The organism is Geomonas propionica (genome assembly GCF_016458235.1).
Lineage (GTDB): Bacteria > Desulfobacterota > Desulfuromonadia > Geobacterales > Geobacteraceae > Geomonas > Geomonas propionica.
This window is the reverse complement of record NZ_JAEMHK010000002.1, coordinates 117568-135158: the sequence shown is the minus strand read 5'-3', so window position 1 is coordinate 135158 and position 17591 is coordinate 117568. Positions and strand designations below refer to the sequence as shown.

Annotated in this window: 13 protein-coding genes; 5 read left to right on the top strand and 8 right to left on the bottom strand. The window is 62.8% G+C overall.

Translation table 11 applies throughout. The features are described 5' to 3' along the window. Nucleotides 1-9: 9 nt before the first annotated feature. From JFN90_RS03220 to JFN90_RS03200, 5 genes are all read right to left on the bottom strand, one after another. On the bottom strand, nucleotides 10-600 hold the full coding sequence (locus tag JFN90_RS03220) for a LemA family protein (RefSeq protein WP_199393663.1): 591 nt from the start codon (nucleotides 598-600) through the stop codon (nucleotides 10-12). 154 nt (nucleotides 601-754) lie between these two features. After that, entirely contained in the window at nucleotides 755-2413 is a 1659-nt protein-coding gene (locus JFN90_RS03215) for a diguanylate cyclase (RefSeq protein ID WP_199393662.1), read from the bottom strand. 66 nt (nucleotides 2414-2479) lie between these two features. Beyond that, nucleotides 2480-6604, bottom strand: coding sequence for a DEAD/DEAH box helicase (locus JFN90_RS03210; protein ID WP_328755297.1), 4125 nt, complete (start codon nucleotides 6602-6604; stop codon nucleotides 2480-2482). Between the two features lie 67 nt (nucleotides 6605-6671). Continuing rightward, complete coding sequence (locus JFN90_RS03205; RefSeq protein ID WP_328755296.1) at nucleotides 6672-7553, bottom strand: carbon-nitrogen hydrolase; 882 nt, start codon at nucleotides 7551-7553, stop codon at nucleotides 6672-6674. 151 nt (nucleotides 7554-7704) lie between these two features. Beyond that, a complete protein-coding gene (locus JFN90_RS03200; RefSeq protein ID WP_328755294.1) occupies nucleotides 7705-8733 on the bottom strand; it encodes an agmatine deiminase family protein in 1029 nt (342 codons plus the stop codon). 172 nt (nucleotides 8734-8905) lie between these two features. Here JFN90_RS03200 and nudC point away from each other — a divergent pair, with 172 nt between their 5' ends. Then, nucleotides 8906-9745, top strand: a complete 840-nt coding sequence (nudC, locus tag JFN90_RS03195) for an NAD(+) diphosphatase (RefSeq protein WP_199393661.1) — start codon at nucleotides 8906-8908, stop codon at nucleotides 9743-9745. A 505-nt stretch (nucleotides 9746-10250) separates the two neighbouring features. After that, nucleotides 10251-13628 (top strand): DEAD/DEAH box helicase, encoded by a 3378-nt coding sequence (locus JFN90_RS03190; RefSeq protein ID WP_236018837.1) that lies wholly within the window; start codon nucleotides 10251-10253, stop codon nucleotides 13626-13628. Between the two features lie 44 nt (nucleotides 13629-13672). Here JFN90_RS03190 and JFN90_RS03185 read toward each other — a convergent pair whose 3' ends face one another. The 3 genes from JFN90_RS03185 to sfsA are packed head-to-tail and all read right to left on the bottom strand — an operon-like array spanning nucleotide 13673 to nucleotide 15422. Further along, nucleotides 13673-14176, bottom strand: a complete 504-nt coding sequence (locus tag JFN90_RS03185) for an ATP-binding protein (RefSeq protein ID WP_215906671.1) — start codon at nucleotides 14174-14176, stop codon at nucleotides 13673-13675. Between the two features lie 38 nt (nucleotides 14177-14214). Then, nucleotides 14215-14670, bottom strand: coding sequence for a hypothetical protein (locus JFN90_RS03180; protein WP_199393660.1), 456 nt, complete (start codon nucleotides 14668-14670; stop codon nucleotides 14215-14217). Between the two features lie 56 nt (nucleotides 14671-14726). Continuing rightward, complete coding sequence (gene sfsA / locus JFN90_RS03175; RefSeq protein ID WP_199393659.1) at nucleotides 14727-15422, bottom strand: DNA/RNA nuclease SfsA; 696 nt, start codon at nucleotides 15420-15422, stop codon at nucleotides 14727-14729. A 207-nt stretch (nucleotides 15423-15629) separates the two neighbouring features. Between sfsA and JFN90_RS03170 the strand changes: the two genes are divergently transcribed. The 3 genes from JFN90_RS03170 to JFN90_RS03160 all read left to right on the top strand — a co-directional run bounded on the left by JFN90_RS03170 (nucleotide 15630) and on the right by JFN90_RS03160 (nucleotide 17509). Beyond that, the gene (locus JFN90_RS03170; RefSeq protein WP_199393658.1) at nucleotides 15630-16004 is read left to right on the top strand and encodes a hypothetical protein; all 375 of its coding nucleotides are present in this window, start codon (nucleotides 15630-15632) and stop codon (nucleotides 16002-16004) included. Between the two features lie 114 nt (nucleotides 16005-16118). Continuing rightward, nucleotides 16119-17024 carry a glucose-1-phosphate thymidylyltransferase RfbA gene (rfbA, locus tag JFN90_RS03165; RefSeq protein WP_199393657.1) on the top strand — a complete coding sequence of 302 codons (906 nt, stop codon included), beginning with the start codon at nucleotides 16119-16121 and terminating at the stop codon, nucleotides 17022-17024. Next, entirely contained in the window at nucleotides 17021-17509 is a 489-nt protein-coding gene (locus tag JFN90_RS03160) for a dTDP-4-dehydrorhamnose 3,5-epimerase family protein (RefSeq protein WP_199393656.1), read from the top strand. The genes rfbA and JFN90_RS03160 overlap by 4 nt, the downstream gene beginning before the upstream one ends. The last annotated feature ends 82 nt before the right edge of the window (nucleotides 17510-17591 follow it).

The window sequence follows — 17591 nt, the reverse complement described above, 5'->3', positions numbered from 1 at the left end:
GGTGGGACCTTAGGAGAAGGCCACGCGAGGCGCCTGACGTTCAACCTCGGCGATCTCGAGGACGCTGGCCGGCGTGAAGCCGAAGGAACCGGCGATCAGGGAGGCGGGGAACACCTCGCGGGAGGTGTTGTACGAGGTGACCGCGTCGTTGTAGGCCTGGCGGGCGAAGGCGACCCGGTTCTCGGTCGAGGTGATCTCCTCGCTGAGCTGCATCATGTTCTGGTTGGCCTTGAGGTCCGGGTAGGACTCGACCAGCGCGAAAAGCCGCCCCAGTGCGCCGTTCAGGGTGTTCTCGGCGCCGGCCAGGGCGGTCATGGCCTGGGCAGCGCCGGGGTGCGCGGCTGCCTGCTTCACCGTGGCCGCTGCCTGGTTACGAGCCGTTATCACCGCCTCCAGTACTTCCCGCTCGTGTTTCATGTACCCTTTGGCAGTCTCGACCAGGTTGGGAATCAGATCATAGCGGCGCTTGAGTTGCACGTCGATCTGGGAGAAGGCGTTTTTGAAGAGGTTGCGCTGTTTGACGAGGCTGTTGTAGGTGGCGATGGCGAAGACAACTACCAACAAGGCGATCCCGAAGAAAACGGATACCACTGCGTCCATACCTATTCTCCTTTGTCTGGCCGCTGGTCGCGGCAACTGAGAAATACTTTGTGCCTCGCGCCCAGCAATCGTTCAGTGGCTGTTTATTAGAATTTTTATTCTAATACACCGGCTACTGTTACAAAGTCAATGACAATGGGTTCAGTGGCAGCTATCAATCTGATGAACAGCTCGCTATGACACGGTCGCGGCCTTTTTCCTTGGCCTCGTACAGTGCCTCGTCTGCGATGGCGAGCAATTGCTGAATGGTGTCACCGTCGGACGGGAACACGGAGATCCCTGCCGAAATGGTGACGTGACCCACGTGCTGTCTTCCTACGACCACTTGCAGCTCCTTTACCGAATTCCTGATGCGGTTGCAGATCTCAAGGGCGATGTCACAGTCCGCCTCGGGAAGGATCAAGGTGAATTCTTCCCCTCCGAAGCGGCAGGCGATGTCGCTGTCGCGCACGTTTTTCTGCAGCAGTTGGCCGACCTCCTTCAGGACATGGTCCCCTGCCTCGTGACCGAAGGCGTCGTTGAAGTTCTTAAAATGGTCCACGTCCAGCATCACCACGCTGAGCGGCTGCTTGGTCCTGGACGCGCGGCTGATCTCCCGCAGCAGCGACTCTTCCATGTGACGCCGGTTCAGCAGGCTGGTCAGCGGGTCGCGGATGGAAAGCTCGCGCAGCTGTTCGCGCATTTGCAGGCTCCGGACGGCGAGGGCGACCTGTTCCGCGAAAGCGGCGGACTTCAGTCGTATTTTTTCCACGAACTCCGGATCTCCGTTCCGCGCGAAGCTCAGGTGGAGCGTCCCCAGCGTTTCGTGGTGCGCGGCCAGCGGGATGCACAGATGCGCCGTCACGCTATCCATCTCGACATGCTGACATTTGACGTCGGAAGCGGCGGCACTGAGATGCGCCTGCCCGAGCCTCATGGCCCAGCACTGGTCCGGAGTGAACGGTTTTCGGTCGGCAGCCCCCCAAGTCGCCGCGTCCGTCATAAGTGTCCGGGAGGCGTTGATCAAATAGATCCCGCCCGAGGCCTTGGGAAAGAACTTTTCTCCGTAGCAGGAGAGGATGCCGCGTGCCTCCTCGAAGTTGGAACAGGATTGCAGCAATTGGGTCATGCTGCTCAGGTCGGAGATGTCCCGGTTAGCCGCCTGCAGGTCACCGGCGGCGATTAAATGACTGAGCGACTCGTGGCGGGCGATGTAGTAGCTGAGGCTCAACAGGATGATGGCGATTGCGATGCCGGAGAAGAACACCACGGTCATGATCAGGAGGGTGGTGCGTTCTTTGTTGCGCCGTTGGCCCAATAGCGCCTTTTCCTGGTTCTTTATCTCGTCGAGCCCCGTTCGTGTCGACGTCATCAGGGCTGTGCCTTCTTCGGTCAGTTGTGCCTGCAACGAAGCCCGAAATCCGATCTTGTCGTATTGAGCGATGGAGGTCTTGAAGATGGCGAGCTTCCTGGTGATCTGGTCCCCCAGCCTGGCCAATCGCCGTTGCTGGCCGGGGTTGTCGACGGTGAGCTCCTTCACTTCTTTTAGGTTTTCCATGGCTTGCTGAACGAAAAACTCACAGCGTGATTTCTGCTGCACATTGCCGGTGAGAATATATCCGCGCCTGCTGCTCTCCGCCTGCAACAGGGCGTTGCTGAGCGTGTCGACGGACATGATGACTTCATAGGTGTGATCGGTAAGCTGGTTCGACTCAGACAATTCGGCGCGAATGTAATAGGACAGGAACAGCATCACGGTCAGCAGCAAGATAGCTGCCGAGAAAGTGATGTCGATGGTTCTGATTCTGTTGTGAGCGTGGTTGAGGTAACTCAAGCTATAGCCTCGTGTTCAGTTGTTGAAGCACGTTATTATATGCGAAGACCGGAGAATGGGAAAGAGCTAAGAGCCTGAGCGCAGCAGCGCCAGGAGTTCCTCTACTGTCACCTTGCCGGAGAGGTCGCTCTCGTCGAGCAGGCTGTCGGCGAGGCCGCGTTTTTGCTGGTGCAGGCCGACGATCTTCTCTTCGATGGTCCCCTTGGCGACCAGGCGGTAGATGGTGACTGGGCGCTGCTGCCCGATGCGGTGGGCGCGGTCGGAGGCCTGGTCTTCGACCGCGGGGTTCCACCAAGGATCCATGTGGATGACGTAGTCGGCGGCGGTCAGGTTGAGCCCCACACCGCCGGCCTTGAGGCTGATCAAAAAGAGGTCGCCCGATCCGGACTGGAAGGCGTCGACCCGCTGTTTGCGCTCCGGCGCCGGGGTACCACCGTCCAGGTACTGGTAGGGAATGCCGGCACGATCGAGGTAGTTCCGGATGATAGCCAGGTGCCCCACGAACTGGCTGAAGACCAGCGCCTTGTGGCGGTTCTCCCTCAACTCATCGACGATCTCGGCGAAGGCGGCCAGCTTCGAGCTGGGAATGGCGCTGTCGGGAAGCACCAGGCGCGGATTACAGCAGGCGCGGCGCAACCTCATGATCTCCGCGAGAATCTTCAGGTGCAGTTCGGCTTTACCTTCCACCTTGTCGACGCCGGCCAGGTTGTCCAGGGCGCTCTTCCTGATCGCCTCGTAGAGCGCGGCCTCCTCCATCCCCAACTCCACGGGGATGGTGATTTCGGTCCGGGGCGGGAGCTCTTCGAGCACCTGGTTCTTGGTGCGGCGCAGGATGAAGGGCTGGATCAGACGCTTGAGCCGCTGGCGCGCCTTCTTGTCCTCGCTTTTCTCAATGGGGGACGCGTATCGTACGTTGAACTGCTTCAGCGAGCCGAGCAGCCCCGGGTTAATGAAGCGGAACACGTTCCACAGCTCACCGAGGTGGTTCTCGATGGGGGTGCCGGTGGCGACCATCTTGAATTTCCCCCGGAGCTTCATGGCTGCCTGGCTCCTCTTGGTCGCCATGTTCTTGATCGCCTGCGCCTCGTCCAGAACGATGGCCTGCCACGAGACCGCCTCCAAGAGCTCGGCGTCCTGCTGAAGAAGGCCGTAGCTGCAAATAACCAGGTCGAGCGGCTGCAGCCCCTGCAGCAGTTCAGATCGCTTCGGCCCGCCATAGACAATGCGGTTCAAGGTCGGCGCGAATCTCGCCACCTCGCTGTCCCAGTTTAGGCAGACCGAGGTGGGCGCAACCACCAGGGACGGGCCTTGCGGCGCCATGCTGAGAATCTGGGCCAGCGCCTGGACGGTCTTGCCCAGCCCCATGTCGTCGGCGAGGCAGGCGCCCACTCCCCAGTAGGCAAGGCGGTTCAACCAGTTGAAGCCCTCCACCTGGTAGCCGCGCAACTCCGCCTGCAACGTGGCCGGCAGCTGCGGCCGAAACGATTCCGCCTCGCGTAGCCGCTTCACCTGTTCGCGCCAGTACCGGTCGGCCTGGAATTCTCCTGCCGCAGCGGTGAAATCCTCGAAGAGGGGAGCGGCAAGGGGATGGAAGCGGAAAGCGGCGCCGCTTGCATCCGCACAGGCGGTCAAGTCGTCCAGGTAGCGTCGCAGTTGCGAGGAGAGGGCGAGGAATTCGCCGTCCCCCAGTTCCACGAAACGCCCCTGCGCGTTGCGAGCCAGATCAACCAGTTGACGCAGGTCGAGCGCCAGCCCTTCGTTGATCTTGACCTCTCCTTCGATCTCGAAATAGTCCTTCGCCTGCCTCACGGAAAGCTTGCACTGTCCGGGAGTAACCATCTGTTTTATCTTGAAGCGCGCTCCCTGCGGCCAGGAAACCCGGACCGAATCGCCAAGCGACTGCAACTGCATCAAGAGCTCCAGCGCGCTCTCCGTCCCGGGGACCAGCCACTCGCCCTCGTTCTCGTCGGTCTCTGCCAGCGCGCTCAATTGGGACAGGGCAGCGGCGGCACGCTCCTCCTCGAGTTTCAGGTCCCGTTTGCACTGCAGCCGTTTCCCATCGACCTCGGCGAGAACGGTCTCGCCGCCCGTGCCGGGCCGGAAGTAGGGGCCGGCATCGGAGAAGGGGCGGACCAGGATCTGCAACCGCAGACCGGCCTGGTAGGGCAGCAGATGAAAGTGTGCGGTGGCGTCGCCGGGGACCTGCTCCGTTGAATCGATGCCGATGTCCGAATGCACGGTGAGGACCGATGCCAGCGAGTTAATCGCCGCCAGCGCCTGGTCCTTGGCGCGGGCAGGAAGCTTGAGGCCGGCGCCGATGATGGCGGCGATCTTTTTGTACTCGCTCTTGGCCTGGTAAACCTTGATCCGCGTTGGCGTCTCTTTCTGGAGGAAGAGCTTTTGATCCTGCTGGAAAGGGGGGAAGAACTGCAGTTGCAGCAACTCCCCCTGGGTGGTGAGTTGCAGTTCGGGTTCGCCGTGCACGAGCTCCAGGCGTACCGACGCGGCGGCATCCAGGTAAACGTGAGGGTGACCGATCATGAGCGGCACCGCCTGGTCTTGGTTCAACTGGTAGCTTTCGCGGCTGTAGTAGCCGGTGTCGCGCTCCTTCTTGATGCAGGCACAGATAAGCCGGTCTTGGGCGCTCAGGAAATCGAGGCTCTCCGTCTCCTCCACCAGCCGCTTGAGGGACAGATTGCGTCCGGCGCTCCACTTGCCGTTGGGCGCCTGCTTCTGTTCTCTAGGGGTAATCTGGAAGAAGCCGCGCAGCTCCTCGAAGTGCCAGATCAGGCGCGACTGCGGCGCGTCCGGGTCGCCGGCGTCGTCCGCGTTCAGGCGCAATAAGGCGGAGATGGCGCTTTGCCATGACTCCACCGGGGCGAGGGCGCGGTACAAGGGAATCCGCGTCATGTCAGGTGCGGGTTCCGCAGCATCCGCCGCGCCGGTCTGCTCGATCTCCCGGGCGATCCAGCTATGTCCTGAATCCTTTAACCGCTGTACCAGGGTGCCCTGCTTGCGCGCCTCGGCGGTGCGGTAATCGCTGGCGCACCAGTACAGGGCCATCAGCCGGAACAGGGCGTGGAGCGGGCTTTGGGCGGGACGCTGCAGCGACGCCTCCTGAAACTCCTTGCTGCTGCGCCCTCCTTGCCGTTCCGCGATCACCCCTTGCAGAACGTGGTACACCTCCTGGTCGGGCCACTCCCGCTTCGCTGTAATGAAGCTGCACAGTTGCGCTGCTTCCTCGAGGTGCTTCGTGTCCTGCGTGGCGAGGAGGGCCAGGATGAAAAAAGGGCCGGTGCCGTTGTCGAGGAATACCTTTCTCTTTCCGGTCTCCTTGCGCAGGGCGGCCAGGGCGGCACGAAACAGCTCCACGGAGCGGTCATAGTGTCCGCGCTGCAGCGCACAGCAGGCGAGCACCGCAATCTGGATCGAGCTGCAGCGTTCGGCAGCGGCAGCTTCGGCGTCGGCGGCGCGATCCCGCGATAACAGCTCAAGGCAGTAGACGTCGAGCAAAAATGGTGGAGAGTCGGGGCGGGCGCTCAATTCGGCGAGCACCCGGAACGGTGCATCGGCAGCGGTAAGGGATTCCCGCGCGGAGGAGAGGTGTGCTACCAATGCCGCACCCTGCAGAATGACGGGGAGGGAGCGGAACCACTCCTCGTCGAAGGGGTGGAAGCAAACCGCGTCCAGGGGGTGGCTGTGCTGGGCCTCGTAGGGGAACTGGCGCAGGTAGCGTTCCGCAGCTGCCAGGGCGGCGCGGGCGTCTTTGCGGTAGATGCCGATGCGTACATCGCGCATGGCATGGGCCGAGAGACGGTAGAAGTTGCTGCCCCAATTGGAGACCATGGGGATTTCGGCGACGATCTCGTGGGCCATGGTTTCAAACCTGCGGCTCTTTACGGCCTGCAACGTGGCGGCATGCGCGACTTCGGGAGAGCAGGAAATGCCCTCGCCGGTGTGACGGATCAGGTTTTTGTTCTTCAGCTCTTCCAGCATCTCGGCGAGGACGAGGCCGGTGTAGCTACGTCCCGGAGGCGCGGGAAGGCCTGTTTTTTTGATGATATTGAGCAGGACGTGCTTGGAGAGAGGCGCGTGAATGATGGATAGAAGCTGGACGAGTGCCGACTGTTCCGGCGTGCAGCGGGCCAGGAGGTCATGCGGTTGGGGCTGTGGCGATCTGGGCTGAGTCACCTGGTTGGACCTCATGACGGGTGGAGCGGGTGAGGGCGGCGCCATGGGCAGCGCCGCCCTCTTTCAATTAATCGCGGTAGCGCTTGACGAGGTCGCCGTAGGCGTCGATGCGGCGGTCGCGCAGGAAGGGCCAGATGCGGCGCACGTCCTCGCTGCGGTGCATGTCGAGGTCGACCACCAGGAGTTCCTCCTCCTCGCCGGCGCGGACCAGGAATTCACCCTGCGGACCGGACGCGAAGCTGGAGCCCCAGAACTTGATGCCGGCGCCGGCGCCGCTCGGATCGGCTTCGAAACCGACCCGGTTCACGCTGACGACGGGGATGCCGTTGGCGACGGCATGGGCGCGCTGCACGGTGACCCAGGCATCGAGCTGGCGCTGCTGTTCGGCCGCCTCGTCGCGCGGGTCCCAGCCGATGGCGGTCGGGTAGATGAGAAGGTCGGCGCCGGCAAGTGCCATCAGGCGTGCCGCTTCCGGGTACCACTGGTCCCAGCAGACCAGCACGCCCAATTTGCCGACGGAAGTCTGGATCGGCTCGAAGCCCAGGTCGCCCGGGGTGAAGTAGAACTTCTCGTAGAAGGCGGGATCGTCCGGGATGTGCATCTTGCGGTACTTGCCCGCGATTGAGCCGTCCTTCTCCAGCACCACAGCGGTGTTGTGGTACAGCCCCGGTGCGCGGCGCTCGAAGAGCGAGGTCACGATGACGATGCCGAGTTCGCGGGCGACCGCGCCGAACTGCTCCGTGGAGGGGCCGGGGATGGTCTCGGCGACGTCGAAGCAGGCGGTGTCCTCGGTCTGGCAGAAGTAGCTGCCGGTGTGCAGTTCCTGGAGCAGCACCAGTTGGGCACCTTGCGCGGCGGCCTCGCGAATCCTGGCGATGGTGGCGGCCACCATCTCGTCGCGCCCTGCCTTCAGGGCCTGCTGCACAAGGGCTACTTTCAGTTTGGTCATGTTCTTCTCCGTCTTCTGTACCGGTGGTGCTGTTGAGGGGGGCGAATGATTATTCGCCCCTACAGTGTAATCATTGCGAGGCAGGTAGCGGTTCTTCAGTGGGCGTGGTCCGTCCTGTAGGGGCGAATAATTATTCGCCCTGCTTCTCGCCCTACCTAAGCGTCCCCTTCGGCAATTGCATAGTCACGCAGTGCAGCGAGCCGTGCTGCAGGATGAGCGGGAGGCAGTCGATCCCGAGGATCTCGTAGCCGGGAAAGGCCTCACCGACGGCAACCAGCGCAGCCGCGTCGTTCTTGTCCTGGTAGGTCGGCACCAGTACCGCGCCGTTGATCACCAGGAAGTTGGCGTAGGTGGCCGGAAGCCTCTGCCCCTCCTCGTCGTACACGGCGCTCGGCCAGGGGAGGGGGATGGCGCGGTACGAGCGGCCGGCGTGGGTGCGGAAGGCGAGGATCTCCTCCTCCATCGCCTTCAGCGCCGGGTAGTGCTCGTCTTCCGGGTCGTCGCAGCGCACGTAGGCGATGGTGTTGTCCGGACAGATGCGGGCCAGGGTGTCGACATGGGAGTCGGTGTCGTCGCCGGCCAAATACCCGTTGGATAACCACAGGAAGCGGTCGCTGCCGAACAGGCCGTGCAGTTCCTCCTCCAGTTCCTCGCGGGTCAGGTGCGGGTTGCGGTTGTCGTTCATCAGGCATTCCTCGGTGGTGAGGATGGTCCCTTTGCCGTCGCTCTCGATGCTGCCCCCTTCGAGGATCAAGCCCACCGTATCGAGCGGCGCGTTCCACACACCCTGAGCCTGCAGCGTCTTGTTGATACGGTTGTCGAGGTCGGACGGGAACTTGAGCCCCCAGCCGTTGAAGCCGAAATTGAGCAGCCTCGGCGCGCCGTCCTCCAGCACCGTGATGGGGCCGAAGTCGCGGGCCCAGGTGTCGTTGGAGTCGACCGGGAGGATGCGGACGTGCTCCAGGTCGGCTCCCGCGGCGGATAATTCCTCGCGGACCACCTCGGGATCGTCGGCGGCGACAACGACCCTCTCGAACTGGCTGATGGCGCTTACGATGGCGGCGAAGACGGGCCGGACCTGGTCCAGGTAGGGGAGCCAGTCGCTCTTTTCGTGCGGCCATGCCATGAGCACGCCGTCCTGCAGTTCCCACTCCGCGGGTAATCTTCTATTCTGGCTCACTTGAACTCCTGTTGCGGCCATGCTGCGGCCGGTATTGGCGAACGAAAAAAGTAACATAGCGCGCCAAGCCAATCAAGTTAAATGCTTTGAAAGAAAAGGGGGATTGCTTCCGTTGCCGGTTCCTGTATTATGCACGCCAACGCAGCAACCACCCCGCCCCAGGAGCAGAAGCATGTCATACCCCGAGACCGTCAACCTTCCGTTCAACGCCGAGATCATTAGGACCAGGTTCACCCAACTGAAGCCGGACGCCGCCAGCGCGGATGGGCCGGGATACTGGGTCCTGCTGCAGGGAGACACGCTCCTGCTGCGCGACGGCGACCTGCATCACGGCGAGCTTCCTGAGTCGCTTGCCGACAACGGCCAGTCACTGCGCTTTGGCGAGTGGGACGGCGCACCGGTGCGGCTTTTCAGCCTGGCCAAGGGAGATGAGCTGCCTCGGGGGATGCAGGCCGTACCCTGGACCGAACTTCCGGACCAACTAGCCACCCTGTACGGCGTGGCGCGACAGATCCTCTACTGGGAGAAGCAGAGCCGTCACTGCTCGCGCTGCGGCAGCGCCGACATGGCCCGTATCGCCCCCACCTGGGGCAAGCGCTGCGGCGGCTGTGGCCACGAGCACTACCCGCACATCCACCCCTGCGTCATCGTGCTGATCAGGCGGGGCGAGGAATTTCTGCTGGCCCGCAAGCCGGAGTGGGCGGTTGGTCGCTACAGCCTGGTCGCCGGGTTCGTCGATTTCGGGGAATCCCTGGAAGAGTGCGTGGTGCGCGAGGTGTTCGAGGAGACCGGACTGAAGGTGACCGATATCCGCTACGTCGGAAGCCAGAACTGGCCTTTCCCGAGCCAGCTCATGGCAGGCTTCGTGGCGACCTACGAGTCGGGCGAGATCGCTGTCGAGGCCGAGGAGCTCGAGGACGCCCAGTGGTTCACCAGGGAGCGCATGCCGCCCGCGCTTCCTCCCAAGCGCAGCATCGCGCGCTATATCATTGACAACTTCGCCCTGAAATAATTGGTCCGGATGAAAAAATAATTAAAGTCCTGGGAAGTGGGGCCGATAGGTTAATTAACACCCCGGAACACACTCCTGGGTCTCCTTTTTAGGGGGACGGATTCGAGACCGTCCCCCATTTTTTATGCCTGGTGTAAGGAATTTCCTTATTAAAAGTCCCCCTTTGCGAAGGGGGATTTAGGGGAATTTGAACTTAGTTGCTGGCTATGATGCTGTGGCTGCTTCAGTTAAATCCCCCCTGTCCCCCCTTCGCAAAGGGGGGGACGCTGGTGCATTCGCAGCGCTTCGTGGCAACATACTGTGCTCACTCGCCCGTTCTCTTATCCTCCTCCTTTCTCCTCCCTCCCTTTGGCATTTGGCGCGACTCGCTTTCCCTTTTCCTTCCCAGTTCTACGCTCCGCTCCCGGGTTTTAATCTATCGCTGCGCATGGTGCTGTTGTGTTTGGCTTCTCTTTCTGCTAACTTGAACGATCCGTTATCGCTTACCCAGCCCGGAGAAGACGACTTGATCGACATCACGGCCATTCCCCTGCTGCGGCACCTCTTCCAGATGCCGGCGGCAGGCATATACGCACTTGCGGACAAGGTGCACCTCTTCAACGGCTTCGAGCTGTGCAAGAGGACGCCCATCCGCGGGTTGAGCTGGCACAAGGACGGCAGCGTCCTTGAGGTCGAGCTCCGCGACGCCGAGGTGTCCTGCCGCGTCTCTCTTTCCCTGACCCAAGGGGAGTTCTCCAGCGCCTGCGACTGCGGCACCTGGAGCCCCCACGGCCGCTGTCCCCATCTGGTCGCCGCCCTGGCCACCTTGAAGAAGGCGCTGGCGCCCGCTTCCTTTCCCATGCTGCAACTCCCCAACGACTACCTGCAGGGGCTCCGCGCCACGCTTTCGGCCGCTCCGGTTCAGGGCGCCGTCAGCGAGGAGGGCGCGCCGGTAACCGAGGGGGGCTACGCGTTGGTGCTGGACCGTGAGCTGGGCGCGTTGCGCATGCGCCTCATGCTGGACCAGGTCCCGGTCGCGCTCTATGACGCCGCGCTCCCCGCCTCGATCCGTGAGTTCCTGCGGCTTTTGCATTCCTCGGCACTGCGCGGCCGCGCCGTCGAGGAGTTTCTGTCCCGGTTCCGCGGCAGGTTTCCCATCTTTTACCTGGCGGCGGATGGGCTCCAGCAGCTCTACTTCGATCCGTCGCTGCAGCGCACGGTTTTGCTGTACCTCGACCTGCACCAGGAGGAGATCTCCGCCAGGCTCTCGCTTGAGGACGGCGCCCCCGTCGAGGGGGAGGACGCCTTCATCCACCAGGGGTACTATTTCGACCTCAAGCGTGGGGTGATCCACAAGGTCGACGATACCGCTTCCGCCCTTTACTCCAGCCTGGCCCTTAAACTGGCACAGTCGGAGCGGACCCCGCCGGCGCAGGATGGCGTGGTACGCTTTCCCGCTGCCAGCTTCAATGCAGTCCATTTTGACTTGGGCGGCAGTGAGGACGAGCTCGCGCGAAGGGTGGTCTTTTCACGATCGGGTACCACGGTCGCACTTTTGCCGCTCGAACCGCGCTACCGGCTGAATATCCTGGAGCTGGGAGAGCCGTCCTCGATGGCTGCCGAAGGGGTTGCCGATGGGATCACTTTCCCTCTCTCGGCACCGGCCTTTCGTTTCTTCAACGCTGCCGGGCGTGCCCTGTTCCCCCAGCCGCTCAAGGCCAAAAAACGGGTTGCCGCCGTCATCCGGGCCTGCTTTTCGGCATTGGGTGGTGCGAGTCTCGGCGAACGGGACCGGCTGGTGCGCCAGGCGCTGGAAGGAGCCGAGTTTTACAAACGCGGGGTCAGGGCCGATGCCCGCGCCGTCATCACCGAGTTCTGCCAGATCGCGCAGCAGCCGACCACCCTGCTGCAGCTCTCCGAACAGGGGGAGTGGCTCGCGGTGACCATCGATATCGAGCGCCAGGGGCGGCTCCTGGAACTTCTGGCGGAGCATTTCGGTTTCGACATCTTCTGGCAGTCCGAAGGGGTTGGGCGTTTCGCCGTGGAGCGCAAGGCCCTGATGCGGCAGCTCTCGGAACTGAAGGGCGCGCTGGCCGGGGAAGACTTCGCGCTCGCCCTGGCCGGTGAAGACCTGCAGACGGCCTCCTGGACCTTCACCCTGGACGCCACCCGCTCCAGTATCGACTGGTTCGAGCTGCGCCCCGAGATCCGCGCCGACGGCGAGCTGGTCGACGAGACGGAACTGCTGGACGCGTTGCAGGGGGGAGGCGTCTTCCGCAGGGGGGACTCCCTGTTCGTGCTCGACCCGACCACCTGCAGCACGCTGGCCCTGTTCGCCCCCCACGCCAAGCGCGAGGTGGTGCGGGTGCCGCGCCTGCAGATCCTGGATTGGATCACGCTCAGGCGAAACGGGGTCCGGGTGCTCCTCTCCCCGGAGGACGAACGCATCTTCGAGAGCCTGACCCGGTTCGAGTGCATCCCCCGCCGTCCGGCACCCGCCGAACTGAAGGCCACTCTGCGCAACTACCAGCTCGACGGGTACAGCTGGCTCGCCTTTTTGTACGAGCACCGTTTCGGCGCCTGCTTGGCCGATGACATGGGGCTTGGCAAGACCATCCAGGCCATTGCGCTCCTGGCGGGGCTGAAAGAGGGTGGCATCGAGCCCCAGCTCCCGGCCGACGTGCCGCACCTGGTGGTGGTTCCCCCGACGTTGATCTTCAACTGGGAGAGTGAACTGGCCCGCTTCTATCCAGGCCTCAAGGTGGGCGTCTACCGCGGCCAGGGGCGCCGCGCCGATTTCTCCGGCGTGGATCTGGTGCTCACCAGCTACGGCGTCATCCAGCGCGACATCGAGATCTTGAGCAAGATTCCCTTTCACGTCATCGTCTTCGACGAGGCGCAGGCGGTGAAGAACATTCACGCGGAGACCACGGGCGCGGTGCGCAAGCTGAAGGGGAGGTTCAAGGTCACCCTGACCGGCACCCCGGTGGAAAATCACCTGGGCGAGTACTTCTCCGTGATGGACCTGGCCCTCCCGGGCCTGTTGGGTCCCTACGAGCAGTTTCGCAGGCAGATGGGGCGCGAGGGGACCGATTTCCTGGAGACCCTGATCCGGCGTACCCACCCGTTTATCCTCAGGCGTTCCAAGGACATGATCGCTGCGGAACTCCCCCCCAAGGTGGAGACCGACATCTACCTGGATATGAGTCCGAGACAAAAGGCCCTCTACGCCCGCACCGTGACCGAGGTCCGGGAAACGGTGGCGCGCGCCTACAGCTCCAACTCGGCCGGACAGGCACGCATCATCGCGCTCACCGCTATCCTTAAGCTGCGCCAGATCTGTCTTTGCTCCCGCCTGGTCCTTCCCGACGCTGCCGACCGCTCCCCCAAGGTCGAGTTCCTTGTCGACCAGTTGCACGAACTCTTCGCCGAAGGGCACAGCGTCCTCGTGTTCTCCCAATTCACCTCCTTCCTGGACATCGTGCAGCAGGGGCTCAGCCAGCGCGGCATCGTCGCTTCGCGGCTGGATGGCACCACCCCGGTGTCACGCAGAAAGGACCTGGTGCAGAACTTCCAGGAGGCGACCGAACCGGGCGTGTTCCTGTTGAGCCTGAAGGCGGGGGGGAGGGGGCTCAACCTTACCCGCGCCTCCTACGTCTTCCACCTGGATCCCTGGTGGAACCCGGCGGTGGAGAGCCAAGCGTCGGACCGCGCCCACAGGATCGGGCAGAAGCGGCAGGTCACCATTACCAGGCTCCTGATGCGTCACTCCATCGAGGAGAAGATGATGGAACTGAAAAAGCGCAAGCTCAAGCTGTACCGCGCGCTCCTGGAGGACGCGGAAAACGAGGGCGCGGTGGCCATCGGGCGCGAGGACTTCGAGTTCTTGCTGGGGCAGGGGTGAAGCTAGGGGTAAGGGCTAAGGACTAGTGGCTGGAAAGACTTCGGCTAGGCCTGGGGCTGGGTGAAGTACCGGCAGAAGTAGAGGGTGTTCCTACCGTTTTTGGAGCTGTAGCTCACCTCGTCCATCAGGGTCTCGATGATGAAGAGCCCCATGCCGTTCTCCGGGATCGAGCCGATCTCCTCGGGGTCGAACTCCAGGCTCCGGGGGGTGAATTCCTCGATGGCTTTCCCTTCGTCGGAGACCTCGAACGAGATGCGGTCGTGGTGGAGGGTGATAGCGGTGTCGACGCGGTAACCTTCCTGGCGTTTGTAGGCATGGGTGATGGCGTTGTTGAGGGCCTCCACTACGCATACTTCCATCTCGCCGTAGGCTTCCACCTTGAGGGGGGAACAGGCGCAGACGCCGCGCACCGCGTGCCCCACCAGGGCCACGTCGCAGAGCCTGCTTTCGATGCTGAGATAAAGGGTCTTGCTCGGTTTATTGATCACGCTGTCCCGCTTTCGGCTGTTGTCCCTGTTGTTTCGGTCGCTCGCTGTTGCCGCAGTCATGGTGCGGACGGCACCTCAGCCCACCCCGTCAATCGCTTCTACTCCTGTTTCGCCGCTTCCGGTTCCGTCCATGCCACCCATGACTGCGCCACGGAAAGCTGTTTCAGAAACTCGGCGGCAAAGAGGAATTCCCCCTCCGGCGCCGGGACGTTGATGCTCTCCTCGCCGCGCTGGATGGAAAAGGCGTAGCCCTGCTTGCCGTTGCGCTGGTAGCTCTCCACGTTCAACTTGGTGATGGTCTCCCCTTCCGTCGACTCGAAGCGGTGCGTGAAGGTCGCCTTGCCTCCCGACGCCTGCAGTGCCGTGATCTTCCTGGCGACCTCGAAGGCCTCGCACGGCTCCGCCAGGAAGCGGATGTGGGGCTGGCCGGTGGCGAGCCGGAAAAACCTGAAGGCGACGCGACCCTCCTCGGGCTTGCCCGTTTGCCTTTTCTCGCTGGGAGCTATTTCGACGCCGGTCTGCTTGGCGAAGATGGTGAGTTTAGGTGTTCTCATTGGTCCCCCGGGACAGCGCCTATAACTTTAGCGTCCTTGCCAAGGATGTCAATGACCTACAAGAGTACGGGCACCGGGTGGCTTAGCCGGATTTCGCTTTCGGTGACGCTGGCCTGGTAGGCGAGCAGTTCCACCCCCGCCTGCGCCGCTTCCCTCAACAGGGCCCCGTAGGCCGGATCGATGGCGTCGGCCGGGGAGAGGGCGTCGCCGTCGGCGCGCTGCACCACGAACAGGTTCACCGCGCGATGCCCCTGGCGCACCATCTCCATCAGTTCCCGCAGGTGTTTCTGTCCCCGCGTGCTGACCGCGTCCGGAAAGAGGGCGCAGCGTTCCCGCACCAGGGTCACGTTCTTGGTCTCCACGTAGCACAGGCCGCGCTCCCCGGAGAGGAGCAGGTCGATCCGGCTCCCGGTGCCGTAGGGGACCTCCAGCTTGATATTGGCGTAGCCCGAGAGTTCGGCGATGGTGCCGTTCAGGATCGCCTCCCGGGCCAGGTGGTTGGGGAGCATGGTGTTGATCCCGACCCAGACGCCGTCGGCCTGCACCAGCTCCCAGCTGTGCGGGTACTTGCGACCCGGGTTGCCGCTCACCGAGAGGAGAACGCGGTTACCCGGAAGGGCGCACCCCATCATGCTCCCGGTGTTGGGGGTATGCGCGGTGACCACTGTGCCGTCGTCGAGTTCGACGTCGGCGAGAAAGCGCTGGTAGCGGCGGATCAGGGTTCCCTGGTAGAGCGGTTGCGGCAGTTTCATGGTTGATCCTTTCCGGTGCGTATGCTGCGGCCGGTCGTTAAAACCGGCGTCCGACTTTACCCGCAAGGGGTGACCGCTGTCCAGTTAGAATTGGTTGCGGCTGCGGGGCGGTCGGTGGAGAAAAGTATTGATCTGGTTAGCCATTCTGCTAAACTCAGGTGCTGGATCGCCCGCGGCGGTATACCGCGCGGCAGGGGAGGAGGAGCGATGGCGAAAGGGGCACAACAAAACCGCGATCATTTGGCGGCGGTGCAGCTCTTGGGCAAGACGATCAGCAAAAGGGCGGGCTTTCGCTGCGAATGGTGCGAAGGGGACCAGGAACTCCGCCTCTGGGAGTACCAGCCGGACCAGGAGCCCGACGAGGACAACCTGGCGCTCTTGTGTCAGTCCTGCCGCGAGCTGGTGGGGTTGAAGAACCCGGATCCCCGACGGCTGCGCTCGCTCAGGAACGCGCTCTGGAGCCAGATTCCCGCCATCGCCGAAGGGGCGGCCGTCGTGCTCGCCCGCTGCAAGGAGCCCTGGGTCCGTGAGGCGATCGAGGAGAGCTTCATCGACCAGGGGCTCAAGGATCGTCTGCTGTAGACCTTGCCGCCGCACCGGCCTGATATGCCGGGATAATCTGTTTGACGCAAGGCACGCCGCTGTGGTACTAACTACCTTTTGTTAATGTGATTTTCTGCTTTCGGAAAGGGTGCTATGTCGCAAGGAATAAAGAAGGGGATACTGCTGGCCGGCGGTGCCGGGAGCAGACTTTACCCGCTGACCATGGTGGCCAGCAAGCAGCTGCAGCCGGTGTACGACAAGCCGATGATCTATTACCCGCTGGCTACCCTGATGATGGCGGGTATCTCGGACATCCTGATCATCTCCACTCCGCAGGATACTCCCCGTTTCGAAGCGCTTTTGGGAGACGGGTCGCGCTGGGGCATCCGCCTGAGCTACGCGGTGCAGCCCGAGCCCAAGGGAATCGCGCAGGCCTTTCTCATCGGTGAAGAGTTCATCGATGGCGGCCCGGTATGCCTGATCCTCGGGGACAACATCTTTTACGGCAAGATGGAACTGGACCGCCTTGTGGCGCAGTTCCGCTCCGGCGCCAAGATCTTTGGCTACTATGTGCAGGATCCCGAGCGCTACGGCGTGGTCGAGTTCGACAAGGAAGGACGGGTGCTCGATATCGTAGAGAAACCGACGGCCCCCAAGTCCAACTACGCCGTCCCCGGACTCTACCTCTACGATGCACGCGTGGTTGAGATCGCCAAGGCGCTCAAGCCCTCGCCGCGGGGTGAACTCGAGATCACCGACATCAACAGGGAGTACCTGGGACGGGGCGAACTGATGGTGGAGCGACTGGGGCGCGGCATCGCCTGGCTCGACACCGGCACGCACCAGAGCCTTCTGGAGGCCTCCCACTTCATCGGGACGCTGGAGGCACGGCAGGGGCTCAAGATCGCTTGTCTCGAGGAAATCGCCCTGCGCATGGGGTACCTCGACTGCAAGGCGATGGCCAAGGTTATCGACGAAACACCGAAATCCTCGTACCGCGACTACCTGCAGCGGGTTTACAACGAGACGGAACTTTGCGGCGGAGGTGTGGTTCAATGAGCGCGGTACAGCAGTTCAACAAGGGGCGCATTCACGACGTGACGTGCAAGCCGCTCAAGAAGTTCCTGGACGAGAGGGGGTGGCTCTCCGAGCTGTTCCGCTCCGACGAAGTGGAGCCGGAGATCATGCCGGTCATGTCCTACATCTCCATGACCCAGCCGGGCGTGGCCCGCGGGCCGCACGAGCATGTCGATCAAACCGACTACTTCTGCTTCCTGGGACCTTCCAACTTCAAGGTCTACCTCTGGGACACCCGTTCCGGCTCCCCGAGCTTCGGGGTGAAGCAGGTGCTGTACGCTGGTGTTGACGCGCCGACCATCGTGGTGGTCCCGCCGGGCGTGGTGCACGCCTACCGCAACGTCGGCACCGAGAACGGTATTGTCTTCAACGCGCCCAACCGTCTCTTCGCCGGTCAGGGCAAGAGCGAGCCGGTGGACGAGATTCGCCACGAGGAGTTGGTGGACTCACCGTTCCAGCTCGATTGAGACGGCTCCTTGCCGCCGCTACACTTTTTCTGCTATTTTGAATTGTCATTTTTCGCTAGGGGGCACAGTGCCCCCTAACCAT